This window comes from uncultured Litoreibacter sp., from assembly GCF_947487515.1.
Taxonomy (GTDB): domain Bacteria; phylum Pseudomonadota; class Alphaproteobacteria; order Rhodobacterales; family Rhodobacteraceae; genus Litoreibacter.
This window is the reverse complement of the sequence record NZ_CANKWO010000003.1, coordinates 109,069-132,432: the sequence shown is the minus strand read 5'-3', so window position 1 is coordinate 132,432 and position 23,364 is coordinate 109,069. Positions and strand designations below refer to the sequence as shown.

The following is a 23,364-nucleotide window of genomic DNA, read 5'->3' as shown; positions in this document are numbered from 1 at the left end:
TATGTGTAGCTTTTGAAGTCCAGCTTCTACTGGATCAAATCAAGCCTATCGAACAATTAGTACCAGTCAACTGAACGCGTTGCCGCGCTTACATCTCTGGCCTATCGACGAGGTGGTCTACCTCGGTTCTCAGGGATACCTTGTTTTGAGGGGGGCTTCCCGCTTAGATGCCTTCAGCGGTTATCCTTTCCGATCATAGCTACCCAGCACTGCCATTGGCATGACAACTGGTCCACCAGTGGATCGTTCACCCCGGTCCTCTCGTACTAGGGGCAACTCCTCTCAAGTATCCTACACCCACGGCAGATAGGGACCGAACTGTCTCACGACGTTCTAAACCCAGCTCACGTACCTCTTTAAACGGCGAACAGCCGTACCCTTGGGACCTGCTCCAGCCCCAGGATGAGATGAGCCGACATCGAGGTGCCAAACGGTGCCGTCGATATGGACTCTTGGGCACCATCAGCCTGTTATCCCCGGCGTACCTTTTATCCGTTGAGCGATGGCCCTTCCACTCGGGACCACCGGATCACTATGGCCGTCTTTCGACTCTGCTCGACTTGTCAGTCTCGCAGTCAGGCTGGCTTCTGCCATTGCACTCAACGACCGATTTCCGACCGGTCTGAGCCAACCTTCGCGCGCCTCCGTTACTGTTTAGGAGGCGACCGCCCCAGTCAAACTACCCGCCACACAGGGTCCCGGATCCGGATAACGGACCGCGGTTAGACATCAAGCAGAACAGGGGTGGTATCTCAAAGGAGGCTCCCCAGAAACTGGCGTTCCTGGTTCAAAGCCTACCACCTATTCTGCACATGTTGTGCCTGATGCCAGTGTGAAGCTGTAGTAAAGGTGCACGGGGTCTTTCCGTCTAACCGCGGGAAGCCTGCATCTTGACAGGCAATTCAATTTCGCTGAGTCGATGTTGGAGACAGCGGGGAAGTCGTTACGCCATTCGTGCAGGTCGGAACTTACCCGACAAGGAATTTCGCTACCTTAGGACCGTTATAGTTACGGCCGCCGTTTACCTGGGCTTCAATTCGGAGCTTGCACTCCTCCTTTTAACCTTCAGGCACCGGGCAGGCGTCAGACCCTATACGTCGTCTTACGACTTCGCAGAGCCCTGTGTTTTTAGTAAACAGTCGCCACCCCCTGGTTTGTGCCCCCAGTCAATACTTGCGTAGAAACTGGGCCTCCTTCTCGCGAACTTACGGAGGTATTTTGCCGAGTTCCTTCAACATCGTTCTCTCAAGCGCCTTGGTATTCTCTACCTATCCACCTGTGTCGGTTTAGGGTACGATCTTATAGAGGGGCTATTTCCAGGAACCTCTAAGCAGCCCATTCAATCCGATAAGGATGAACTACCTTCGAGATCCGTCACCACCTCACGGCCCAGGAATATTAACCTGGTTCCCATCGACTACGCCTTTCGGCCTCGCCTTAGGGGTCGGCTTACCCTGCTCAGATTAGCTTTAAGCAGGAACCCTTGGATTTTCGGCGACAGGGTCTCTCACCCTGTTTGTCGCTACTCATGTCATCATTCTCGCTAGTGATCTCTCCACCGGATGGCTCACGCCCCGGCTTCACAGAAAACTCAATGCCTCCTACACACTGCGAACAGTGCAAAAGAGGCGTAGAGTTATGTCACACTACGCTCCGCTACCATGCCTTACGGCATCCTAAGCTTCGGCTCATGGCTTGAGCCCCGTTACATCTTCGCCGCAGGACAACTTAAATTAGACCAGTGAGCTGTTACGCTATCTTTAAAGGATGGCTGCTTCTAAGCCAACCTCCTGGTTGTTTTGGTCGTCCCACCTGCTTTCCCACTTAGCCATGAATTAGGGGCCTTAGCTGTAGGTCAGGGTTGTTTCCCTCTTCACGACGGACGTTAGCACCCGCCGTGTGTCTGCCAGATATTACTCCCGGGTATTCGGAGTTTGGTTAGGATCAGTAAGACGGTGAGTCCCCATTACCCATCCAGTGCTCTACCCCCCGGGGTATTCGTCTGACGCTCTACCTAAATAGATTTCGCGGAGAACCAGCTATCTCCGAGTTTGATTGGCCTTTCACCCCTAGGCACAATTCATCCCGACCTTTTTCAACAGGTGTGGGTTCGGACCTCCAGTTAGTGTTACCTAACCTTCATCCTGATCATGCCTAGATCACTCGGTTTCGGGTCTGATCCATCTAACTCATGCGCCCTATTAAGACTCGCTTTCGCTGCGCCTACACCTAACGGCTTAAGCTTGCTAGATAGACCAAGTCGATGACCCATTATACAAAAGGTACGCTGTCACCCCTCAAGGGGGCTCCAACTGTTTGTAGGCGACCGGTTTCAGAAACTGTTTCACTCCCCTTGTCGGGGTGCTTTTCACCTTTCCCTCACGGTACTGGTTCACTATCGGTCAGTAAGGAGTACTTAGCCTTAGAGGGTGGTCCCCCCATGTTCAGACAGAATTTCACGTGTTCCGCCCTACTTAATACGTCCGATCATGCTTCTTATACGGGACTGTCACCCACTATGGTTGGCCATTCCAGACCATTCTAATCACATTCACAGCTCGGCTGGTCCCCGTTCGCTCGCCGCTACTAGGGGAGTATCTGTTGATTTCCTTTCCTCCGGGTACTTAGATGTTTCAGTTCCCCGGGTTTGCCTTTTTAACCCTATGTATTCAGGTTAAAAATACCTGGTTAACCTCATTATTGAACTCCCCGAAGGGATAACAATAACAAAGTATCAGGTGGGTTGCCCCATTCGGAAATTCGTGGGTCAAAGCCTATTCTCGGCTCACCACGACTTATCGCAGAGTATCACGTCCTTCATCGCCTCTTACTGCCAAGGCATCCACCAATCGCCCTTCTCGCGCTTGATTTGATCCAGAAGAAGTCAGACTTCTTCCGCGCCCCAAAAGCCCTTTTGTAAGCTCTCGGGGTGAGGCCCTTTTCAGGAACCTCTTAATCAAAAGAGTAAATTTTCCCAAACCCAACAATCTGGTTCAAAGCTTGTTGGGCTTATATCTTTGGTTAGTTTACTTGACTTGGATTGTGTTCGTACTTCGGGCTCAAAGCCCAAGATAAGGGTGCCGGGAAGGCTCCCAAATCATACGAACACTATATAATTCTTAACACCTTTCAGCTCGAAGCTGATCGACCTGACTTACGCGCCAGATCAGTGTTAAAAACTGATGTTTGTATCTCTCTATACGATGTCAATTCGTCCGATTGGACGGGCAAACACTAAACTAGTGCTTGCCGGTGCAATCGAGCAGGGCTGGGATATGGTGGAGCGTATCGGGATCGAACCGATGACCCCCTGCTTGCAAAGCAGGTGCTCTCCCAGCTGAGCTAACGCCCCGTTTTATCCCGAAGGGATATGGTGGGTCGAGGAGGACTTGAACCTCCGACCTCACGCTTATCAGGCGTGCGCTCTAACCACCTGAGCTACCGACCCAGTTGATCTTGCAAAGCAAGATCGACGTTGCCCGACAGGCGGTTTTGCGTGCAAAACCTGCCGAAAGGGCCGCGATGTCACGAGCCGGTGGCTCGCTACTGTTGTAGGCCGCTCTCATCGTTTGCGATGCAAACGACTGCCGCGACTTACGTGCATCGCCTTCGGCGCTACACTTACATGAAGAGATATGAGGACGGCTTGAACCGAATGTCAGTCACTCCGAAGAGTGCCGACTTATGTGCTTAAAGCACTGCTAAGTGATCTACGAGTTAGAACAAGTTCTAGCTGCTAAGATCATCCTTAGAAAGGAGGTGATCCAGCCGCAGGTTCCCCTACGGCTACCTTGTTACGACTTCACCCCAGTCGCTGATCCTACCGTGGCCGCCTGCCTCCCGAAGGTTAGCGCAGCGTCGTCGGGTAGAACCAACTCCCATGGTGTGACGGGCGGTGTGTACAAGGCCCGGGAACGTATTCACCGCGTCATGCTGTTACGCGATTACTAGCGATTCCGACTTCATGGGGTCGAGTTGCAGACCCCAATCCGAACTGAGACAGCTTTTTGGGATTAACCCATTGTCACTGCCATTGTAGCACGTGTGTAGCCCAACCCGTAAGGGCCATGAGGACTTGACGTCATCCACACCTTCCTCCCGCTTATCACGGGCAGTTTCCCTAGAGTGCCCAGCTTAACCTGCTGGCAACTAAGGATGTGGGTTGCGCTCGTTGCCGGACTTAACCGAACATCTCACGACACGAGCTGACGACAGCCATGCAGCACCTGTGTTGTATCCAGCCGAACTGACGAAATCTGTCTCCAGAAATCTCGATACACATGTCAAGGGTTGGTAAGGTTCTGCGCGTTGCTTCGAATTAAACCACATGCTCCACCGCTTGTGCGGGCCCCCGTCAATTCCTTTGAGTTTTAATCTTGCGACCGTACTCCCCAGGCGGAATGCTTAATCCGTTAGGTGTGACACCGAAGGGCAAGCCCCCCGACGTCTGGCATTCATCGTTTACGGTGTGGACTACCAGGGTATCTAATCCTGTTTGCTCCCCACACTTTCGTACCTCAGCGTCAGTATCGAGCCAGTGAGCCGCCTTCGCCACTGGTGTTCCTCCAAATATCTACGAATTTCACCTCTACACTTGGAATTCCACTCACCTCTCTCGAACTCAAGACTAACAGTATCAAAGGCAGTTCCAGGGTTGAGCCCTGGGATTTCACCTCTGACTGATTAATCCGCCTACGTACGCTTTACGCCCAGTAATTCCGAACAACGCTAACCCCCTCCGTATTACCGCGGCTGCTGGCACGGAGTTAGCCGGGGTTTCTTTACCAGATACTGTCATTATCATCTCTGGCGAAAGAGCTTTACGACCCTAAGGCCTTCGTCACTCACGCGGCATGGCTAGATCAGGCTTGCGCCCATTGTCTAAGATTCCCCACTGCTGCCTCCCGTAGGAGTCTGGGCCGTGTCTCAGTCCCAGTGTTGCTGATCATCCTCTCAAACCAGCTAAAGATCGTAGACTTGGTAGGCCATTACCCCACCAACTATCTAATCTTACGCGGGCTAATCCAAAGGCGATAAATCTTTCCCCCGAAGGGCACATACGGTATTACTCTCCGTTTCCAGAGGCTATTCCGTACCTTTGGGTATATTCCCACGCGTTACTAACCCGTCCGCCGCTCACCCGAAGGTGCGCTCGACTTGCATGTGTTAGGCCTGCCGCCAGCGTTCGTTCTGAGCCAGGATCAAACTCTCAAGTTGAAAAGCAATTGCTTGCTTAACCTTGACGTCGAACCTCTGCACATATCAATCATTAGGCCTTACTGAAACCTAATGACCATTCTCTGTTTGTTGTGCTTTCAGTTATCAAAGATAACCGAAGGCCGTCCAAACAGTGAAGCTGACCCAACCATAATCGGCCGAAGCCTAGGTTGGTGGATATGTAAGAGGTTGATCCATCGAAATGGCCAAACCGCCCACATATCTCTTCATGTTTATTCTATCAATTTCAAAGAGCGTAGAGACAAAAACAAACCGTAGCGCCTAAATCGTCGGGCGCAACTGCCTGCATAAGTCTCTGTTTTTTAACCGCTTTCTTGTCCTTGCGAACCGTCCCGCGTCCCCTTGGTGCATCTCTGCGCCGCCGGTGAAGTGGGTTCTAGGCCTACTCAACGACACCCGCAACACCTTTTTTCATCTTTTCCAAACTTTCTTACACAATCAACGCAAAACCAAACAAAAACAACAGGTTAGACTAACGAGAGGGCAGCGACTTCACGCCTTTGCAGGTTTTTGCGGTTCAGACGTTCCGGCTTTTTGCGGCTTCAAAGCGGGTTATCCACAGATGAGACGTTATTTGCGCGTGAATTCCCCCAGAATCCAAAGACTCACCTGTGAATCACCGCGACTCGATTCCATTCCGTGACTCAGCCCCCTGCGGAAGAGCGCATTGGTTGCGCGTAGCTGAAAGGCCGTCATTCGTAGCGCCCGAGGCAATCAGGGCAGCAAGCGCTTCCACCGGAAAGCCAAAAGAACCACGATGACACCTAGGTAGGTCAGGGACTCTACCTCCCAGATCTTTTGAACCATGACGTAATGGACCCCGCCTAACAGGATCGCAGGATAGGTCAGCTTGTGCAGCTTTTGCCACTTCATCGGGCCGAGCTTGCGGATCATGGCATTGTTAGAGGTGATAGCCACAGGGATGAGCATCAAGAAACCTGCCATCCCGATCGTGATATAGGGGCGCTTGAGAATATCCGACCACACCTCACCCCAGCGAAACTGAAGATCAAGGCCAAGCCACACAGCCAGATGCAACACGATATAGAAGAACGACAACAGCCCTAAGGGCCGGCGGAACTTGATCAGCTTCAAGCGAAAGCGGTCGCGCAGGATCGAGATTGCCATAGTCGCGATAAAGAACTGAAGCGCCAGCTCCCCCAGCCAACGTTCAATTGTACGAGACGGATCCACACCTAGGCTATGGCCAAACAGGTCATAGGTGCCCGTCAACGCCAGCGTAATCCCAAGAACGATATACACCCCCGGAAGCGCGCCGAGCAAATACACCAACCAAGTGGGTATGGGGCGAAGCACGGCATTGATCCGCTCCGAAGGCGTTATTGGGTGAGACATGTCTAAGTGGTATTAAAAGTTCTTCTTGAGGTCCATGCCCTCATAAAGACTTGCGACCTCTTTCTCGTATCCGTTGAACATCAGTGTCGGAATACGTTTGGCCAAAAGCCCGCCGCCCACGCGGCGCTCGGAGGCCTGCGACCAGCGCGGGTGATCCACCTGCGGGTTCACATTACTATAGAAGCCATATTCAGGTGCGTTGATCATGTTCCAGCTGGTGGGGGGCTGAGTATCAGTCAGCGTAATCTTCACAATCGACTTGATCGACTTGAAGCCATACTTCCACGGAACCACCAAGCGCATCGGCGCGCCGTTCTGGTTCGGAATGGTTTTTCCGTAAATCCCTGTCGCCATAAAGGTCAGCGGGTGCATCGCTTCATCCAAGCGCAGCCCCTCGCGGTAAGGCCATGGGACAAAATTGCGCTTTTGACCCCACATCTCTTCGGGGCGGTGCAACGTCTCGAACGCCACATATTTCGCACCGGACTGAATGCCCGCCATATTCAGCAAATCCGCCAGCTCGAAGCCATTCCACGGGATAACCATCGACCAAGCCTCCACGCAGCGGAAGCGGTAAATCCGCTCTTCTACGGTCATCGCGGCCATGATGTCTTTGAAGGAATATGTTCCTGGCTTGTCGACCAAGCCGCCAATCTCCACTTCCCAAGGGTCGGTGGTCATCTCGGAGGCATATTCCGCAGGGTCGGATTTGCCCGTGCCAAATTCATAAAAGTTGTTGTACTGGGTGATTTCTTCCCACGCGTTCGGCTCTTCGTCGGTGGAATATTTCGCGGCCAACGCGGGCCCCGCAATGCCGGTCGCCGCCATAGCCGAGGCACCTGCCATAAAGGCCCGCCGGTTCAGGAAAATGTTTTCAGGCGTCACGTCGCCCCATGTCAGATCAGATTTGAACCGGTTGGCCATAGTATAGTGTCCTCGCCTTTGCGTGTTTCCCTTATGACCTACCTGCGACTATGCTCAAAACCAAATGAGGCCTCCTCACGAAACTGTTGGGTGAATGTCATCACATCGTGAACCAACAGCCCAGCCAAGGAAGGGACAGCCCGTGGATATGAACCAAGTGACACTAGAAGTGCGCGATTTCCATGAAGGCGTGGTGTTCTACACCAAGCTTGGCCTGAAACTTATCGTATCGGCCAGAGACGAATATGCACGATTTGAATTGGGCTCTGGCGCGAGCACGCTTTCCCTACATGTCGCCCAATCGCCGTGTCCCGGAAACACCGTGGTGTATTTCGAAGTAGATGACGTGGATCAGCGGCACCACTTACTATGCGAAAGCGGCATAAAGTTTGACAGCCCCCCGACCGACCAAAACTGGAGATGGCGCGAGGCACGGCTGTCAGACCCTACGGGAAACAAGTTGTGCTTGTACCACGCAGGCCCAGAGCGCCGCTTCCCGCCATGGCGCATTGAGCAATAGCGCTTTCTACGTCTCCCTCAGCGGATACAGCACATCCATCGGCACCGACTTGCCGCTGTCTTGAACCAATCGCACATGTTCACGCCGCAACTGGCGCGGTTCGGGCACGCCTACGGAATGGGCAATGAGTTCCACCTCCTTGACAATGTCCTTGGCGTAGCGCGCGACCTTTTTGTATTTGTCCTCCGGTACCAAGCCTTTTTGGAACCTAGGGTTATGTGTGGTGATCCCTGTGGGGCAGGTGTTCTTGTTGCATTTCAGCGCCTGAATGCAGCCAAGGCTAAACATGAAGCCCCGCGCAGATGTCACAAAGTCCGCCCCCGCAGCCAGCGCCCATGCCACGTCACCTGGCACCATCAGCTTGCCCGACGCGATCAGGCGGATGCGCTGTTTCAACCCGTATTCGCGCAACAGGTTCGCCACTTCGGGAAGGGCTTCTTTGATCGTAACCCCCATCAAATCCATCAACGGTAGCGGTGCCGCCCCCGTCCCGCCTTCACCGCCATCAAGGGTAATAAAGTCGGGGGCTTCGTCACGCTGCAAGATCAGGGTGAACAATTCGCGAAATGGCGCGTCGGAGCCATAGACCGTCTTGATGCCCGTAGGCTTGCCAGTGACTTCGCGGATATGGGCGACCAGATCCAGCAGCTCGTCAAAGTTGGACACCTCTATGTGCCGATTTGGGGAAATGCTGTCCTCGCCCTCGTCAATCCCGCGAATGGCTGCGATCTCTGCGGTCACCTTGGCACCCGGAAGTATCCCCCCTTTGCCCGGCTTGGCCCCTTGCGCGAGTTTTAGCTCGAACATCTTCACCTGTGGATGCGCCGCGACTTCGCGCAGCTTGTCGTCGTTCAACGAGCCGTCTTTGTTGCGAACCCCGTATTTGGCTGTGCCAATCTGGAACACGATGTCGGCGCCACCCTCCAAGTGATACGGGCTCACCCCGCCCTCGCCGGTGTTCATCCAGATACCTGCTTCTTTGGCCCCACGTGATAACGCCGTCACGGCCGGTTTTGAAATTGCCCCATATGACATTCCCGACAAGTTAAAGAAGGATTGCGCTTCATAGGGGTGGCGCGCGGCGGCACCGATCACCATCGGTTCGGACTTCGCGAATTGGTCATCCAACGGAGGAAAGGCGGCATTCACAAAAAGGGGCGTTCCCACCACCGCGACATTGCGCGTAGAGCCAAAGGCCACCGTGTTTCCCTTGCCACTGATCGCGCGCTTTACCCAGTCACGCTGCGCACGGTTGAACGGCAGCTCCTCGCGGTCCATCGCGAAGAAATATTGGCGGAAGAACTCGCCGAGCTCGGTGAAGATATGCCGGAACCGTCCGATGACCGGATAGTTCCGCCGGATCGCGTCACCGGTTTGAGAGCGATCAACGACGAACATGACAACCACCAAAAGCGCGACCACGCCAATGACACCAATAAACGCAAGTGCCATGACTTCGATCACCCATCCAGCCCAGTCAAACATCCACATATCCGTTCCCTCTGTTTGTTATTTCCCCACAATCATCTGTAGGCCGTGAAGGTGCAAGTGACAGCCCCGTGAGTATCTGTTTGCGCCTTGCCCACTCCAACCTTGCGCTGATATCAATGTGATGCACAATCTGGATAATGATATGACCAACGCACCGCGCATCACCCCTGAAGGCTTGCGGCCGGAGACCGATATTTCGAAGTGGGTATGGTTTCTTCCCGCAGCGGTCCTTTTGGTTGCCATCCTTCCGCTTCCTTATGTCTACTACATCGGTATGCGATGGATCGTAGCGGCGGCGGCGGCCTTTCTGGCGTGGAAGGAATATACGCTGAACGACAATGCCCCAAACTCTTATGTCTGGGCCTTTGGGTTCATCGCGTTATTGTTCAACCCGCTGATCCCCGTCCATCTGTTCAAGCTGCTGTGGATCATCATCAACATCGCCACTGCCGCGATCTTTGTGGGGCATTACAAGCTGTGCCTGCGCAGCGCCTGAAGCGTCATACAAAAGGGCGCCCGTGAGCGCCCTTTTCGGTGTCAGTGCACGACGGCATCATCAGGTGTAGGCCTGTTCGAAGCGCTCACACGCCCGCCGACCAATAGCCCGTCCGGCCCCGCGCTCACGTCTACAGATGTGCCATCCAGTACTTCGCCAGCCAAGATCATCTCGGCCAGCGGGTCTTGCAACGCCCGTTGGATCGCGCGCTTCAAAGGGCGTGCCCCGAAGACCGGATCATAGCCTTCATCCGCCAGCCACTGCTTGGCATCGTCGTCCAGCTTCAGCGCAATTTTCCGGCCGATAAGGCGCTTTTCCAAACGGGCAAGCTGAATATCCACAATCGCGTCCATGTCCTCTCGGGCAAGGCGGTCAAAGATCACGGTTTCGTCCAGACGGTTCAGGAACTCAGGGCGGAAATGCGCACGCACCGCGTCCATCACATCGCGTTTGGCATTTGCCGCATCGGCACCATCGGGCAGTTGGCTAAGCGCCTGAGCCCCAAGGTTCGAGGTCAGGATAATCAGCGTTTGCTTGAAGTCCACCGTGCGCCCCTGCCCATCGGTCAACACGCCGTCATCTAGGACCTGCAACAGCACGTTGAACACATCTGGGTGGGCCTTCTCAACTTCGTCGAACAACACAACCTGATAGGGCTTGCGCCTGACGGCTTCGGTGAGAACCCCGCCCTCATCATATCCGACATACCCCGGAGGGGCACCGATCAAACGTGCGACCGCGTGTTTCTCCATGAACTCCGACATGTCGATGCGCACCATGGCGCCGTCGTCGTCGAACAAAAACTCGGCCACTGCTTTTGTCAGCTCTGTTTTGCCCACGCCGGTAGGACCCAGAAACAGGAAAGAGCCAAGCGGGCGGTTCTCGTCGTTCAGGCCTGCACGCGCGCGGCGCACCGCGTTGGACAATGCGCGCACAGCGTTTCGTTGGCCGATTACCCGTTTGCCCAACTCATCTTCCATCCGCAGGAGCTTGTCGCGCTCACCTTCCAGCATTTTGGAGGTCGGGATTCCGGTCCAACGCTCTACCACACTGGCGATTTGTTCTGGGCGCACGGCTTCCTCTACCATTTGGGTTTCTTCGCGGTTTTCCGCCTCGCCCAAGGCCTTTTGCAACTCTGGGATCACGCCGTAGGACAACTCCCCCGCCTTGGCCAAGTTGCCATCCCGTTTGGCGATGTCCAATTCAGCCCGTGCGCGATCCAGCTTTTCTTTGAGGTCACGCGCCCCTTCCAACTTGTCACGTTCCGCCTGCCATGTGGTCGTCATTTCGCGTGACCGTTCTTGCAGGTCAGACAGCTCCTTTTGCAGGCTGTCCAATCGATCTACCGAGGCAGCGTCATCCTCTTTTTCCAAGGCGACGGCTTCAATCTGCAGCTGCAAAATCTGACGATCCAGTGCATCCAGTTCTTCTGGCTTACTATCGACCTCCATCCGCAGCCGCGATGCGGCCTCATCCACAAGGTCGATGGCTTTGTCGGGCAAGAAACGGTCGGTGATGTAGCGGTGCGACAGCTCTGCTGCCGTTACCAATGCGCTGTCGGATATCCGCACGCCGTGGTGCAGTTCGTATTTCTCTTTAATGCCGCGCAGAATGGAAACCGTGTCTTCCACGGTGGGTTCCGCCACCACCACGGGCTGAAAGCGCCGCGCCAGAGCCGCGTCTTTTTCGACATGTTTGCGGTACTCGTCCAAGGTTGTGGCCCCGACGCAGTGCAATTCACCCCGCGCCAAGGCGGGCTTCAGCAAGTTGGAGGCATCCATCGATCCTTCGCTGGCACCTGCGCCGACCAATGTGTGCATCTCGTCAATGAATAAGATGATCTCGCCGGCGGCGGTGGTGACCTCGGATAAGATGGCTTTCAGCCGTTCTTCGAACTCGCCACGATATTTGGCCCCCGCGATCAACGCGCCCATGTCCAACGACATCAGTTGCTTATTCCGCAGCGATTCCGGCACATCGCCGTTCACAATGCGCAGCGCGAGGCCCTCGGCAATCGCAGTTTTACCAACACCTGGTTCCCCAATCAAAACGGGGTTGTTTTTGGTACGGCGCGACAAAACCTGCATCGTCCGGCGAATTTCCTCGTCGCGGCCGATGATCGGGTCAATCTTGCCCTCGCGGGCCGCTTCGGTCAGGTCTTGGGCGTATTTCTTTAATGCGTCATAGCCGTCTTCGGCATTGGCGCTGTCTGCGGTGCGCCCCTTGCGTACGTCATTGATCGCGGAGTTCAGTTTTTGGGCAGAGACCGCGCCCGCATCCAGTGCATCCTTTGCGGGGCTTTTGACCAGCGCCAAGGCACAGAGCAAACGCTCCACGGGTACAAAGCTGTCGCCCGCTTTCTTCGCCAGCTTTTCCGCCTCGGCCAGAACTTTTCCGGTTTGCGATTCCAAATAGACCTGCCCGCCAGAGCCTGTGACTTTGGGGATTTTCCCTACGGCCAGTTCAACGGCCTCCTTGACCCGTGCGGGTGCACCACCGGCGGCGGATATCAGATTGGTCGCGAGCCCTTGCTCATCGTCCATAATCGCTTTGAGAAGATGCTCTGGTGCAAGGCGCTGGTGGTCCTCACGCATTGCGATTGTTTGCGCAGCCTGGATGAATCCGCGGGCGCGCTCGGTGAATTTTTCCAAATCCATAGTCACGTTCCTTTCCTAAAGCCTTTGCCTGATTATGGCCCGCTAGGCAGCACCATACTTTGACAAACCTCAAATCCTAAATGGGGTGGCTGCGTGCTTCCCTCAAGGCATGCCGCCGTAAAAATCGCAGGTTACAGCGATTCACCCCTTTGTGAAAAAGCCTGAGTGGCAACGGACCACATGCCTCCCTACGTTATTGTTAACGTAAAGGAGGTAACGATGAGCAGTTATCGAACAGAAGTGCAAAATTTGAACTACAATGCCGCAACCCGCAGCTTTCAAGCTTTGGTGGTGTTTCACGAGGGTCGTGAAACGCGGAAAGTCCCTATCTCTGCCCCGCTGCCGATCACGGCCGACTTTAAGGATGTTTCAACCACTTTGGTTGCTCGTGCCAAGGCCCATCGTGCCAAAGGGCGCGCGCTATTGATGGCGCGTTCATCAGCGCAAAAAGCCGGCAAATTGGTCCACCTGAACGACATGATCCGTGAGTTCAAAACCACGATGGGCCTCGGAGATATCCACTCCGCCGCTTGACGGCAGCACATCAGACGGGCAGCTAAGGCCAAATTCTAGCTGCAAAGGCCTAAACCCATGTCTGATGACCGTCTGATCGTTGCAATTGACCTGCCGAATGCCCTTGGCGGGCTACAGCTATCCCAAAACCTAGGAGATAGTGTCGGGTTCTATAAAATTGGCCTTGGGATGTTGACCGGAGGCGGTCTGGCCTTGGCGAATGAACTCAAAGACGAGCATGGCAAGCGCATCTTTTTGGACATGAAGCTTTTCGACATTGGGGCGACGGTCGAAGCCGCCGTGCGCGGGCTTGCGCAGTTTGGGCACGACTTTTTGACGGTTCACGGCGATCCGCATATTGTACGCGCTGCCAAGGAAGGAGCCTCGGGTTCCGACATGAAAATCCTTGGGGTAACGGTTTTGACGTCCCTCGATCGCGCCGATTTGGATGCAGGTTGCATCAAGGCCGGTGACATTCATGACATCACATTGGAACGCGCGGCCAAAGCGCTTGAAGCCGGTGCGGATGGTGTGATTGCGTCGCCGCAAGAAGCCGCGATGATCCGTGCCTTGCCCGAAGCGGCGGGCCGGTTGATCGTAACCCCTGGCGTGCGCCCTGCCGGAGCAGAACTTGGCGACCAAAAGCGTGTCGCAACACCTGCGCGCGCTATTGAGGACGGGGCGGATCACATCGTTGTTGGGCGCCCCATCTGGCAGGCCGCAAACCCGCGGGAAGCTGCACAGGCCATTTTGGACGAGCTGCCATAAAAACGGGCCCCTCTTTTCAGAAGGGCCCGCGTTAAGCTCTGCAAAGGTTAGAGCCTGTGTGTTTTACTTAACGATACGCTCAGCGGCGGAGTCGTTGCCCAGTGCGAAGAAGGCGTGAATGTTGCGGGAAACGTCATTGCCCCGCAGGGTGATGTTCTGCTCGGCTGCGCTTTCGTTTGCGGAAACGCCGGACCACAGTGCAGCATTTGCGTCGCCTGTGGATGTTTCGCCAACCACGCGCTCGGCGGCAGAGTCGTTGCCCAATGCGAAGAAGGCCTGAGCGTCAGATACGTCAGCAAATGCAGGTGCGGTTGCGGACAGGGCGATCAAAGTTGCGATTACAGCTTTCATTTCTAGTACTCCGTAAGATGTATGTTGTGTTCGGCGTGTTGCCGTTGATGAACCTAATATGACGGCAACTGATCTGCGCCTCAATGCTCACATATCGCAAAATTACCTAAATTTGGTGCGATTACGCACACAAGACCTTCACCATAGCCCTACACATCACGGCCACGTGAGAACGGGCCTTTGCGCAATTGGTTTTTGTAATATTTCCATCTGAAACGAAAAATCCCCACATCATTGCGATGCGGGGATTCGTTCAACTCAACATTTTTGAAGGGGTCAGTTTTCGTTGATGTCCTTATCCCAAACTTTCACCTGCCCGTTGCGGCGGCCAAAGAATTGGCGCAACCCTAACCAAACCAGCAAGGACGCCGCACCAAAGACTGCCAAGGTGACCGGCAAGGACTGCATCATGGCCTCCGCGGGCCAAACACCCGAGGCAAAAACCACACCGATGGCAGCGGCCCCAAGGGCAAAGCCCAGCAGGATGTATCCGGGCATCAAGACCTCAAGCACCCCAAGAACAAGCGCGAAGGTGAACCAAACCCAATATTGGTTCCATAGAATATAGCTCTCCATTAAGTCCTCCCTTTAAGAAGTTTAAACGCGTCACCAAAGGCATCAAGCGCGGCAGAGGGAAGCAAAACGGTTTGCTTGCCGGATCCTTTTGCCACTTCGGATAAGGCTTCGACCTGCTTTAGCGCCACTTGGTATTGTGCAGCCTCAACACCGTTCTCTTTGATCGCAACGGCGACCACTTCGGTGGCATATGCTTCCGCTTCGGCTTCGATGCGGCGGGCTTTGGCGGATTGCTCGGCGGCGTAGAGCTCCGCGTCGGCGTTCAGCTCTACGGCCCGTTTGGACCCTTCGGCCTCCGTGACCTGCGCACGACGTGCGCGTTCCGCATTTAGCTGCTGCATCATTGCTGCGCGCGTTGCGTCATCAAGGTTCACGTCCAAAATCTCTGCGCGGGTTACTTCGATGCCCCAGTCATCCACGACTTTCTCAAGTGACTGCTGAATACGCTCGATCAGTTGGCCGCGATTGGATTGAACTTGGTCCAGCTCCAACGTTCCCAACTCGGACCGCACAATACCCACAACAGTTGTCGTAATAGCGGCATCGATGTCCCGAATACGGTAGACCGTCTTTTCCGGTTCTGTAATCCGGTAGAACACGCTGCTTTCAACCTGCACCAACACGTTGTCAGAGGTAATGGCGTCTTGACGGTTGGTTGGCAGCTGGCGCTCCAGAATGGAGATTCTATGTGCAACACGGTCCAAAAACGGAACAATGAAGTTGATCCCTGGCCCAAGCACCGAGCGTAGGCGGCCAAACCGTTCGACCACATGTTTTTCACTTTGCGGCACAATCCGCACGCCTGCAAAGACGACAACAACCAGAAAGACAAACAACACCAAGAAGATCGCGTTGTTCCCTAAAAATCCTAAAACTATGTCTTCCATAAACAAATTCCTTTTACTGTCCTGATGGTTATATGGGGATCAAGTAACCATTTTTAAAGAGATAAACCGCGAAATCCCGCCAATCCGTGCTGTGAGAGTCTTTCCAGATACACCCGCAAACACCCCTGCAAATGCGCTATCGCATCGTTGCGTGTCAGGTAGTCATCGGGCGACATTAACTCCCATCGCTGACCTTCTTCTCCGAAGGAAATGCCCTCCTCGGTCCCTAAGGGAAGATGCGCTGCAAAGAAGGCGGCGAGCCCTTTGGGGTTGGTCGTCTCATATGCGACTTTGCCAACCAACTGATAGGCGGCCAGCGTGAGGCCGAATTCTTCCTTCACCTCGCGAAGGGCGCATTGCTCGGGCGTTTCTCCCGCCTCTCGACCGCCGCCCGCGAAGTCCCAACATGCGGGAAAGGGGATATGATCGAAGTCGTCGCGCAGAAGGACCAACAACTGATCCCCGATAAATATCGCAACTTTTGCGCCGTGAAATTCCATACTTCTCCTTAGCACATTATTGCCGCAACCTGCGGGGTAACGTATCACTTCCCCTATGCCATCACTGTGCCGCACATGTTTCCACCAATACGATCAGGGAGCCCGCTGCCCTGACTGCGGCTCACCCCGCGTGATGTCACACCCGGAACTATTCGATCTCAGCATCGCGCATATGGATTGTGACGCGTTTTATGCTTCTGTGGAAAAGCGCGACAACCCAGAGCTCCGCGATAAGCCGGTGATCATTGGGGGTGGGCGGCGTGGCGTTGTGTCGACGGCCTGCTACATCGCGCGCATAAAGGGCGTGCGTTCAGCCATGCCGATGTTTCAGGCGTTGAAGCTGTGCCCAGAGGCCGAAGTGGTGCGCGGGCGCATGGATGTCTACGTTGACGTTTCGCGCCAAATTCGCGCCCTTATGCAAGAACTAACCCCTGCCATTGAGCCCCTGTCATTGGACGAGGCCTTCCTTGATTTGACAGGCACCACAAAACTGCATCACGCCCCACCTGCGGTCATGTTGGCGCGACTAGTGAACCGGATGGAAAGCGAGATCGGCATCAGCGGCTCCATCGGGCTAAGCCACAACAAGTTTCTGGCCAAGGTTGCATCTGATCTGGACAAGCCCCGCGGGTTTTCCGTGATCGGCAAGGCAGAGACCGACGATTTCCTACGCGACCGACCGGTGTCGATGATTTGGGGGGTTGGCGCGGTGGGGCGCGAAACTTTGGAAACAGCCGGCATTCGCACGTTCAAGGACCTGCTGCGGTGGGACCGCCAAGACCTGCACGCCCGCTTTGGCACTCTGGGTGAACGGCTTTGGCACCTCGCACGCGGGCAAGATCACCGCCGCGTCTCTGCCCATGAGCCGGTCAAAGGCATCTCGAATGAGACCACCTTCAACGTCGACACCGCAGATGCCGATTTGCTGGACGGCCACTTGTGGCGCATGGCGGAGAAAGTCGCGGACCGCGCCAAGGCCAAACAGATTGCAGGGCGCGTGGTGACGTTGAAGTTGAAAACCGCGAAATTCAAGTTGGTCACCCGACGCCAGTCCTTGCGCGATTCGACGCAACTGGCAGATCGCATCTACCGAACTGCGCGCGACATGATGGCCAATGTGAACGAAGGGCCCTACCGATTGCTGGGGGTTGGCATTTCCGATCTCACACCCGAAGCCGATGCAGATCGCACACCGGACTTGCTGGACCCCGACGCCGCCAAACGCACAAGTGCAGAACGCGCCACCGACAAAATCCGCGAGAAGTTCGGCAGTGACGCGATCAAAAAGGGTCGTGCCTTGCGCTAGTTATTCAGCAGCCAACCTGACGTTGTCTCGCCCCACGTCCGCAATTGCGGCCACGACTTGCGTCATGAGCTTGCGAAAATTGTCGAAGTTGCCGTTTGGGCGGATATGTTGCTCGTTCATATATAGCGCGCGGTCAATTTCGATTTGCAGCGCGTGCTGCCCGCGCGACGGGCGCCCGTAGGCTTGCGTTATATACGCCCCCGCAAAGGGCGAGTTCCGGCTGACGCGCAACCCGGCCTCAAGAAACACCGTCTCGATGCGCTCAACGATGTCGCCTGCGGCCGCTGCACCAAATCTGTCCCCAAGCACCACATCCGGCCGCATGTTTCCGGACCGCCCGACCGAGCGAACCGCCTCATGAGGCATGGAATGAAAATCCACCAAAACAGCGCGGCCAAACCGGCGCTTCGTGCTTTCCATAAGCGCGGCGAGTTGCTGGTGATAGGGATTCCAATATTTCTCTATGCGCATGTTTGCCTCGGCCAGCGACATCTTCCCCGAATAAATCGCCCGACCATGCGCCACAACACGGGGAATCACCCCCAAGCCGGATGTAATGCGCGGGTTATGAGCGGGGCGCCGAATGCCGCTCACCACAGCGGGGTCCAATTCGTCGTTGGCGCGGTTCAGGTCCAGATAGGCCCGTGGCATGCGTGCCGCCAAAAAAGGGGCCCCGAACTGTGGGGCAGAATCCACTAATTTATCAACAAACGCGTCCTCCGAGGACCGAATCTGCACGTCATCCAAGATGCTGCGTCGCAAGAATTCACGCGAATAGTGGCGGCCACTATGGGGGCTGGCGAAAACCATACAGCTGGTCTGCACCTGCGGTTGCGTCAATGTATAGGCGTCATTCGTCATGCCTGCTCCTGTTGCAAAGAGTATAGGGCGAAAACTTGTCACTTCAAAAGCCCTTGAACCGCTTTCCGACTCCTTCTATAGAGCGCGGACCAACGTGCTTCGGCTGCGGCTCCTTAACTGTGAGAAACGGTCGAAATTGTAGGTCAGATGCGCGCTTAGCTCAGCGGTAGAGCACTTCGTTGACATCGAAGTGGTCACTGGTTCGATCCCAGTAGTGCGCACCATCTGAACGGTTTTAATTGAAGGCGCCCCACCGCGCTGGACGAATAGGAGAAGAGACATGAAGGTTAAGAACTCACTTCGCTCCCTGAAGTCGCGCCACCGGGATTGCCGGATCGTGCGCCGCAAGGGCCGCGTTTACGTGATCAACAAAACCCAGCCTCGCTTTAAAGCCCGCCAAGGTTAATCCTTTGGGCTAAGCTAGAGCGCTTCGGTGTTTTGCTAAAATTCAAAAGCCGCTCCTTCGGGGGCGGCTTTTTCATTTGGGGCGGCGACATGAAGGTATCGAGGCCCAATGTCCGCTGTGCGGACATAGCTGAAATTCGGCATTTGTATTCCAACGGCTGCTTTAGTCCATTCGGAATCAACAGGCTAACGTATCCTTCATAGATGATTTAGGTGTGGACTGGTGCACGACTAGGAACGGATGACCATGAAAAAATCAACTCTGGAATTGACGAAGCAAGCGGGCGTCGTGCCGTTGCCCACTGAGGTCTACCGTTCCCTTAATTTTGATGCGCGTGGAGAGCTGCTTTTGTCATGGTTGGACAAAAGCGGGTCAATCTTCGTCGATTGTGTCGGAAGCCATCTTGAGCCTTCGGAATTCAAACACCTAGGTTTCCAGTTTCCCACCGTCCAAAGGTTTACAGATGGGCGATGGCTAATAGCTGATAAGCGCTGTAGAGAAGCCGAAAACAACGCCCGAGTTTTCTCGCAAGACATGGAACTCCTTCGCGAATTCCGATTGGACGACGCGATCGAGCAAGTTCTTGTCGATACAAAGGGTGGAATTTGGGTCGGTTACTTTGATGAGAACCCATTGGGATTGCGTGAGTTCTCCGACACTGGCGACCTCCTATATGATTTCAACAATTCGTCTGGTCATGACATTTTCGATCTCTACGCGATGCATTTGGACCTAGAGGGCGATATTTGGGTTTATCCGTATACAGACTTTTATCTTGCGCGAATTTCGAGTGGCGCCGTAGAGGTCGTGGTTGAAAGGTGTCCCGTCAAAGGCGCCAAGGCAATCTTGGTTGGTGGCAGTCATATCGCCTTCTTCGGGAGCTATGACGGCGATGGCGTCTACCTCTTTGATTTCAGATCGAGGAAAGGGCTGTTGGTCGAATTGACAGTCGACGGTAAGCCAGTCGAACGACCGGTCATTGCAACCAGAGGAGAGACGGCAGCACTGCTCTGGCAGGACTCAATTTACCTTGTCACGCTTGCGAACCTGATCAACGCGACCAAGGTTTAGGTCCCCGTACGATTACCCGCTCTTCCTGCAATCTGCATTCTGACATCCACTCGGGCCAGAACTCAAACGCGGACATTTAACCTAGACCTCTCGCGCTTCAGCTCTGCCAGTCAAAGAAATTCTCAGGCGCGCGGGCGGTTAGCCGGTCGGCAACAGCGCGGCCCATCTCTGCGGCGTCCTCGATAGAAGACGTCTCCGCATCGCTCAATGCCTCGGACCCGTCGGGGCGCAAAATTTCGGCGCGGAACTTTACCGTGCCGCCCTCAAGCTCTGCCAAGCCCGCAATCGGTGTCTCGCAAGAGCCTTCGAGTTGCGCCAGATAGACGATAGCGGCCTGAGTGATGACCGTCTCGATGGATCTTTGTTCTTGTGTCAGGCGATGCGCGCGCCTTTGGCCCACACACCGCGCAGGACTGGGGTGCCTTGACTGTTTTTGACTCTCAAGACATCGCCCCGCAGACCTGTTTGCAGGCTACCCCTATCCGGCAACCGTGCCGCCATTGCGGGTGTGCGGGTCACTGTCGCAATCGCGCGTGGCAGATCGTTCCAGAGTTCGGCGACGCGGAAAGCCGCCATCAACAACCCACCAGGCACATAGTCAGACGACAGGATATCCAGCAAATCAGCCTGCGCTAGCTCCATTGCGGCGACGTTACCGGAATGGGATCCGCCACGGATGACGTTTGGCGCGCCCATCATGACGGCGATACCATGATCGCGGCAGGCTAACGCGGCCTCGAAGGTGGTTGGGAATTCAGCGAATCCGACACCGTTTTCTTGCGAAGTGACAACGTGATCGCGGGTAGTATCATCATGGCTTGCCAGAACCGCACCCAGCCGCTTGGCCTCCAACACGGCCCCCTTCTCGTGCTTGTCGCCAAACTGGGCCTGCAACCTTTTCAGGTTCGCCACATGTTCAGCGAAATCGTTGTCATCCATGCCACGTTTCTTTGCGACATAGGTGCGCAAGGCGGTCAGGTCGCGGAACTGGCGCTGGCCGGGGGTGTGATCCATAAGGCTGACAATGCCGACACGGTCATCGGGCGTGAAGCGGGCTAGTTCTTCGAGTAAGGTTTCAGAGCAAACCTCTGCGCGCAGGTGCAGGAAATGACTGATCTTGAACACACCTTGGGCGCGCGCGGCCAAAAGCTCGTCAGCAACCGCGCGGGCGTAATCGATGTAGCGCCCTTTGCCGGAGTGAATGGATCCCGCGCGTAAGGCGTCAAACACGGTCGTGATCCCGACCGATGCCAGTTCCGCATCATGGGCGATGAGCGCAGGCAAATGCGGCCAGTCAACTTCTGGGCGCGGTTCCATATGGCGTTCGAGGTTGTCGGTGTGCAACTCAACCAATCCGGGCATGACGATATCGCCTGCGCAGTCCAAGCTACCGCTTGGCTTATGATCCCCTTCGACAATTTCGGTGATCACGCCTTGCTCAATGATGATGGATCCTGTCAGAACTTGATCCGGCAAGACCAAACGCGCATTGGCGAGGCAAAGGTCGTCTGACATAGAAATGTCATCTGAGTGGTCCATATCAGCAGACCTAAGAGGATAATTCATGACATACACTCGTTTCGCAATTTATGACGCGCCAATCGATGACGCTTTGGCAGGCTTTGGGGCGACTTGGCTGGGCTGGGATGTGCGGACAGGCAGCGCCCCTCGTCCAGCAGATGTGCCTGATTTGGATGACATTACGATGACACCGCGAAAGTACGGCTTTCACGGGACGTTGAAGCCGCCGTTCAAGCTGGCACAGGGTCGGTCTGTCGACGAATTGCAGACCGCGGCTGCGGATTTGGCGGGGCGTTGCGCGCCTGCCATCAGCGGTGGTTTGCAGCTGACGACATTGGGCGGGTTTTTGGCGTTGACCCCGACGGGTGACCTGAGCGGGGTGGAACGGGTTGCAAGCGCCTGCGTGACGGAGCTTGACGCCTTTCGTTCTCCTGCCACCGAGGCCGAATTGGAACGACGTCGCAGCGTCGGTCTGAGCACGCGACAGGAGGCGCTGTTGCAGCGTTGGGGCTACCCCTATGTGATGGAGGAATTCCGGTTTCACCTGACGCTGAGCGGACGTTTGGCACAGGCGGATCGCGCCGCGTGGATGAACACAGCGCGTGAACACCTGCCGCCCTTGGCGGACCGCTATGAAATCAGCAGCATCGCCTTGTGCGGTGAGCGCCCCGATGGGCGGTTTGAACTCATCCAACGCTACACCCTCACGGGTTGAAGCAGCGACAGGGCATTTGCGACGGTGTCCTCAAGCGCACCATCGTTGCTCACTGTCAGCACGTTCATCCCCGTTGGCAAAGGTTTGCCCGCTTGGGCCAAACGTTTTGCAATCTGGGCCCCAGTTTCGCGACCGCGTGCCGCTAGACGCGTCGCAAGCGTATCGGGCCGTGCGGTGATATTGAGGACACAAAAATGGGCAAAGGTCGCGTCCCCGGCCTCAAGCGCTGAACGTGAAAAATTAGCGAGGCAATCTTGCCCATTGGCTAGTGCAATTTGGATCGACGCGGGGATGCCATAGTGCAAGTCATGGGCACCCCAGTGAACGGCAAAATGCCCATGCGCCGCCATGTCTTCGAACTCTGCCACAGTGACGGCATCGTAGTCCTCGCCCCCCAGTTCCGGCGCGCGGGTAATCGTGCGGCGCACCAGTTGCAACGTCGGATCGGCTGCGGCGAGCCCTTCCATGACGCTGTCCTTGCCCACACCCGACGGGCCGACCACAGCGATGAGGCGTCCGTTTTTCATGCCGCAATTCCGGGCGTGTATTGGCTCACGTCAATTTCGCGGTCACAGACGCGGACGCGGGCGGCTTCGTCGTGAAAGATGCCGATGATAGCCGCGCCTCGGGCTTTGGCGTCTTCGATCAGCGACAACACGACCTCGCGATTGGCTGCATCAAGGCTTGCCGTTGGCTCATCCAACAACATCGCCGGATAAGGGTGGGCAAAGCCGCGCGCGATGTTCACGCGCTGTTGCTCCCCCCCCGAAAAGGTTGTGGGAGACAGGGACCAAAGCCGCTTTGGGATATTAAGTTTCGCGAGCAATTCTTCGGCACGGGCCCGCGCATTGGTCGCGCTGACCCCAACGGCGCGCAGCGGTTCGGCGACGACATCAAGCGTTGGCACGCGCGGCACGACCCGCAGGAATTGGCTGACATACCCAAGGGTCTCGCGGCGCAAGGTGATCACGTCGCGCGGCTCCGCCTGCACCAAATCAACACCGTCGATCAGGATTTGCCCGGCTTGCGTCAGGTAGTTGCCGTAGATCATCCGCATCAGCGTCGATTTTCCGGCACCTGATGCGCCAGTCAGCGCCACGCATTCGCCTGCCGCCACGGACAATGACACATCGTTGATGACCTCAATCACCGCACTGCTTTGATTGTGCAGCGTAAAGGTCTTCGACACGTTTCTAAGTTCAATCAT

The 23,364-nt window shown here is 55.5% G+C and carries 21 protein-coding genes, 3 tRNA genes and 2 rRNA genes; 9 read left to right on the top strand and 17 right to left on the bottom strand.

The features are described from left to right. Positions 1-35 precede the first annotated feature (35 nt). The 6 genes from Q0746_RS10520 to msrP form a co-directional block, all read right to left on the bottom strand. Positions 36-2,870, bottom strand: a 23S ribosomal RNA gene (locus tag Q0746_RS10520). A gap of 406 nt (positions 2,871-3,276) precedes the next feature. Next, positions 3,277-3,352, bottom strand: a tRNA-Ala gene (locus Q0746_RS10515). A 19-nt stretch (positions 3,353-3,371) separates the two neighbouring features. Continuing rightward, a tRNA-Ile gene (locus Q0746_RS10510) sits at positions 3,372-3,448 on the bottom strand. 304 nt (positions 3,449-3,752) lie between these two features. Next, positions 3,753-5,217, bottom strand: a 16S ribosomal RNA gene (locus Q0746_RS10505). The 16S and 23S rRNA genes sit together here with 2 tRNA genes alongside, the layout of an rRNA operon. A 735-nt stretch (positions 5,218-5,952) precedes the next feature. After that, the gene (gene msrQ, locus Q0746_RS10500; RefSeq protein ID WP_298260004.1) at positions 5,953-6,594 is read right to left on the bottom strand and encodes a protein-methionine-sulfoxide reductase heme-binding subunit MsrQ; all 642 of its coding nucleotides are present in this window, start codon (positions 6,592-6,594) and stop codon (positions 5,953-5,955) included. Between the two features lie 12 nt (positions 6,595-6,606). After that, positions 6,607-7,518, bottom strand: a complete 912-nt coding sequence (gene msrP / locus Q0746_RS10495; RefSeq protein ID WP_298260002.1) for a protein-methionine-sulfoxide reductase catalytic subunit MsrP — start codon at positions 7,516-7,518, stop codon at positions 6,607-6,609. Between the two features lie 148 nt (positions 7,519-7,666). Here msrP and Q0746_RS10490 point away from each other — a divergent pair, with 148 nt between their 5' ends. Beyond that, a complete protein-coding gene (locus Q0746_RS10490) occupies positions 7,667-8,038 on the top strand; it encodes a VOC family protein (protein WP_298260000.1) in 372 nt (123 codons plus the stop codon). A 6-nt stretch (positions 8,039-8,044) separates the two neighbouring features. Here the strand turns inward: Q0746_RS10490 and Q0746_RS10485 are convergent, their stop codons facing one another. Next, positions 8,045-9,529, bottom strand: a complete 1,485-nt coding sequence (locus Q0746_RS10485) for an FMN-binding glutamate synthase family protein (protein WP_363322757.1) — start codon at positions 9,527-9,529, stop codon at positions 8,045-8,047. 142 nt (positions 9,530-9,671) lie between these two features. On the opposite strand from Q0746_RS10485, the gene Q0746_RS10480 reads away from it, so the two are divergent. Then, positions 9,672-10,025, top strand: a complete 354-nt coding sequence (locus Q0746_RS10480) for a DUF6804 family protein (protein ID WP_298259996.1) — start codon at positions 9,672-9,674, stop codon at positions 10,023-10,025. Positions 10,026-10,066: 41 nt separating this feature from the next. Here the strand turns inward: Q0746_RS10480 and clpB are convergent, their stop codons facing one another. Then, the gene (gene clpB, locus Q0746_RS10475; protein ID WP_298259994.1) at positions 10,067-12,682 is read right to left on the bottom strand and encodes an ATP-dependent chaperone ClpB; all 2,616 of its coding nucleotides are present in this window, start codon (positions 12,680-12,682) and stop codon (positions 10,067-10,069) included. A 219-nt stretch (positions 12,683-12,901) separates the two neighbouring features. Here clpB and Q0746_RS10470 point away from each other — a divergent pair, with 219 nt between their 5' ends. Next, complete coding sequence (locus tag Q0746_RS10470) at positions 12,902-13,216, top strand: hypothetical protein (protein ID WP_298259992.1); 315 nt, start codon at positions 12,902-12,904, stop codon at positions 13,214-13,216. Positions 13,217-13,273: 57 nt separating this feature from the next. Then, entirely contained in the window at positions 13,274-13,963 is a 690-nt protein-coding gene (gene pyrF, locus Q0746_RS10465) for an orotidine-5'-phosphate decarboxylase (protein WP_298259990.1), read from the top strand. Between the two features lie 63 nt (positions 13,964-14,026). On the opposite strand, the gene Q0746_RS10460 is transcribed toward pyrF, so the two are convergent. From Q0746_RS10460 to Q0746_RS10445, 4 genes are all read right to left on the bottom strand, one after another. After that, complete coding sequence (locus Q0746_RS10460; RefSeq protein WP_298259988.1) at positions 14,027-14,314, bottom strand: hypothetical protein; 288 nt, start codon at positions 14,312-14,314, stop codon at positions 14,027-14,029. A 276-nt stretch (positions 14,315-14,590) separates the two neighbouring features. Further along, positions 14,591-14,890 carry a hypothetical protein gene (locus Q0746_RS10455; protein WP_298259986.1) on the bottom strand — a complete coding sequence of 100 codons (300 nt, stop codon included), beginning with the start codon at positions 14,888-14,890 and terminating at the stop codon, positions 14,591-14,593. Then, positions 14,890-15,777 (bottom strand): SPFH domain-containing protein, encoded by an 888-nt coding sequence (locus Q0746_RS10450; RefSeq protein WP_298259984.1) that lies wholly within the window; start codon positions 15,775-15,777, stop codon positions 14,890-14,892. The genes Q0746_RS10455 and Q0746_RS10450 overlap by 1 nt, the downstream gene beginning before the upstream one ends. Positions 15,778-15,830: 53 nt before the next feature. Then, positions 15,831-16,277, bottom strand: coding sequence for an NUDIX hydrolase (locus Q0746_RS10445; protein ID WP_298259983.1), 447 nt, complete (start codon positions 16,275-16,277; stop codon positions 15,831-15,833). A gap of 55 nt (positions 16,278-16,332) precedes the next feature. Here Q0746_RS10445 and Q0746_RS10440 point away from each other — a divergent pair, with 55 nt between their 5' ends. Beyond that, complete coding sequence (locus Q0746_RS10440) at positions 16,333-17,583, top strand: DNA polymerase IV (RefSeq protein WP_298259981.1); 1,251 nt, start codon at positions 16,333-16,335, stop codon at positions 17,581-17,583. Here Q0746_RS10440 and Q0746_RS10435 read toward each other — a convergent pair whose 3' ends face one another. Then, the gene (locus Q0746_RS10435; RefSeq protein ID WP_298259979.1) at positions 17,584-18,444 is read right to left on the bottom strand and encodes an N-formylglutamate amidohydrolase; all 861 of its coding nucleotides are present in this window, start codon (positions 18,442-18,444) and stop codon (positions 17,584-17,586) included. A 149-nt stretch (positions 18,445-18,593) separates the two neighbouring features. Between Q0746_RS10435 and Q0746_RS10430 the strand changes: the two genes are divergently transcribed. The 3 genes from Q0746_RS10430 to Q0746_RS10420 all read left to right on the top strand — a co-directional run bounded on the left by Q0746_RS10430 (position 18,594) and on the right by Q0746_RS10420 (position 19,921). Further along, positions 18,594-18,668: transfer RNA gene (locus Q0746_RS10430), tRNA-Val, on the top strand. A gap of 56 nt (positions 18,669-18,724) precedes the next feature. Further along, positions 18,725-18,850, top strand: a complete 126-nt coding sequence (gene ykgO, locus Q0746_RS10425; RefSeq protein ID WP_009828855.1) for a type B 50S ribosomal protein L36 — start codon at positions 18,725-18,727, stop codon at positions 18,848-18,850. 246 nt (positions 18,851-19,096) lie between these two features. Then, a complete protein-coding gene (locus tag Q0746_RS10420) occupies positions 19,097-19,921 on the top strand; it encodes a hypothetical protein (RefSeq protein WP_298259973.1) in 825 nt (274 codons plus the stop codon). A gap of 97 nt (positions 19,922-20,018) precedes the next feature. Here the strand turns inward: Q0746_RS10420 and Q0746_RS10415 are convergent, their stop codons facing one another. Beyond that, a complete protein-coding gene (locus Q0746_RS10415) occupies positions 20,019-20,321 on the bottom strand; it encodes a hypothetical protein (RefSeq protein ID WP_298259971.1) in 303 nt (100 codons plus the stop codon). Continuing rightward, entirely contained in the window at positions 20,294-21,436 is a 1,143-nt protein-coding gene (locus Q0746_RS10410) for an alpha-D-ribose 1-methylphosphonate 5-triphosphate diphosphatase (RefSeq protein ID WP_298259969.1), read from the bottom strand. Before Q0746_RS10410 ends, Q0746_RS10415 begins: the two co-directional genes overlap by 28 nt. A gap of 49 nt (positions 21,437-21,485) precedes the next feature. Between Q0746_RS10410 and Q0746_RS10405 the strand changes: the two genes are divergently transcribed. Then, positions 21,486-22,157 (top strand): DUF1045 domain-containing protein, encoded by a 672-nt coding sequence (locus tag Q0746_RS10405; protein ID WP_298259968.1) that lies wholly within the window; start codon positions 21,486-21,488, stop codon positions 22,155-22,157. On the opposite strand, the gene phnN is transcribed toward Q0746_RS10405, so the two are convergent. Beyond that, entirely contained in the window at positions 22,139-22,684 is a 546-nt protein-coding gene (gene phnN, locus Q0746_RS10400) for a phosphonate metabolism protein/1,5-bisphosphokinase (PRPP-forming) PhnN (protein WP_298259966.1), read from the bottom strand. The two genes, Q0746_RS10405 and phnN, sit on opposite strands and share 19 nt — an antisense overlap. After that, positions 22,681-23,364, bottom strand: a complete 684-nt coding sequence (phnL, locus tag Q0746_RS10395) for a phosphonate C-P lyase system protein PhnL (RefSeq protein WP_298259964.1) — start codon at positions 23,362-23,364, stop codon at positions 22,681-22,683. Before phnL ends, phnN begins: the two co-directional genes overlap by 4 nt.

Bases quoted from the DNA above. Each gene is read 5' to 3' on its own strand.
- Q0746_RS10410 (WP_298259969.1), bottom strand. From the start codon at position 21,436: ATGTCAGACGACCTTTGCCTCGCCAATGCGCGTTTGGTCTTGCCGGAT.
- msrP (WP_298260002.1), bottom strand. From the start codon at position 7,518: ATGGCCAACCGGTTCAAATCTGATCTGACATGGGGCGACGTGACGCCT.
- Q0746_RS10420 (WP_298259973.1), top strand. From the start codon at position 19,097: ATGAAAAAATCAACTCTGGAATTGACGAAGCAAGCGGGCGTCGTGCCG.
- clpB (WP_298259994.1), bottom strand. From the start codon at position 12,682: ATGGATTTGGAAAAATTCACCGAGCGCGCCCGCGGATTCATCCAGGCT.
- pyrF (WP_298259990.1), top strand. From the start codon at position 13,274: ATGTCTGATGACCGTCTGATCGTTGCAATTGACCTGCCGAATGCCCTT.
- Q0746_RS10405 (WP_298259968.1), top strand. From the start codon at position 21,486: ATGACATACACTCGTTTCGCAATTTATGACGCGCCAATCGATGACGCT.
- Q0746_RS10460 (WP_298259988.1), bottom strand. From the start codon at position 14,314: ATGAAAGCTGTAATCGCAACTTTGATCGCCCTGTCCGCAACCGCACCT.
- ykgO (WP_009828855.1), top strand. From the start codon at position 18,725: ATGAAGGTTAAGAACTCACTTCGCTCCCTGAAGTCGCGCCACCGGGAT.
- phnL (WP_298259964.1), bottom strand. From the start codon at position 23,364: ATGATTGAACTTAGAAACGTGTCGAAGACCTTTACGCTGCACAATCAA.
- Q0746_RS10445 (WP_298259983.1), bottom strand. From the start codon at position 16,277: ATGGAATTTCACGGCGCAAAAGTTGCGATATTTATCGGGGATCAGTTG.
- Q0746_RS10485 (WP_363322757.1), bottom strand. From the start codon at position 9,529: ATGTGGATGTTTGACTGGGCTGGATGGGTGATCGAAGTCATGGCACTT.
- phnN (WP_298259966.1), bottom strand. From the start codon at position 22,684: ATGAAAAACGGACGCCTCATCGCTGTGGTCGGCCCGTCGGGTGTGGGC.
- Q0746_RS10450 (WP_298259984.1), bottom strand. From the start codon at position 15,777: ATGGAAGACATAGTTTTAGGATTTTTAGGGAACAACGCGATCTTCTTG.
- Q0746_RS10470 (WP_298259992.1), top strand. From the start codon at position 12,902: ATGAGCAGTTATCGAACAGAAGTGCAAAATTTGAACTACAATGCCGCA.
- Q0746_RS10435 (WP_298259979.1), bottom strand. From the start codon at position 18,444: ATGACGAATGACGCCTATACATTGACGCAACCGCAGGTGCAGACCAGC.
- Q0746_RS10455 (WP_298259986.1), bottom strand. From the start codon at position 14,890: ATGGAGAGCTATATTCTATGGAACCAATATTGGGTTTGGTTCACCTTC.
- Q0746_RS10480 (WP_298259996.1), top strand. From the start codon at position 9,672: ATGACCAACGCACCGCGCATCACCCCTGAAGGCTTGCGGCCGGAGACC.
- Q0746_RS10440 (WP_298259981.1), top strand. From the start codon at position 16,333: ATGCCATCACTGTGCCGCACATGTTTCCACCAATACGATCAGGGAGCC.
- msrQ (WP_298260004.1), bottom strand. From the start codon at position 6,594: ATGTCTCACCCAATAACGCCTTCGGAGCGGATCAATGCCGTGCTTCGC.
- Q0746_RS10490 (WP_298260000.1), top strand. From the start codon at position 7,667: ATGAACCAAGTGACACTAGAAGTGCGCGATTTCCATGAAGGCGTGGTG.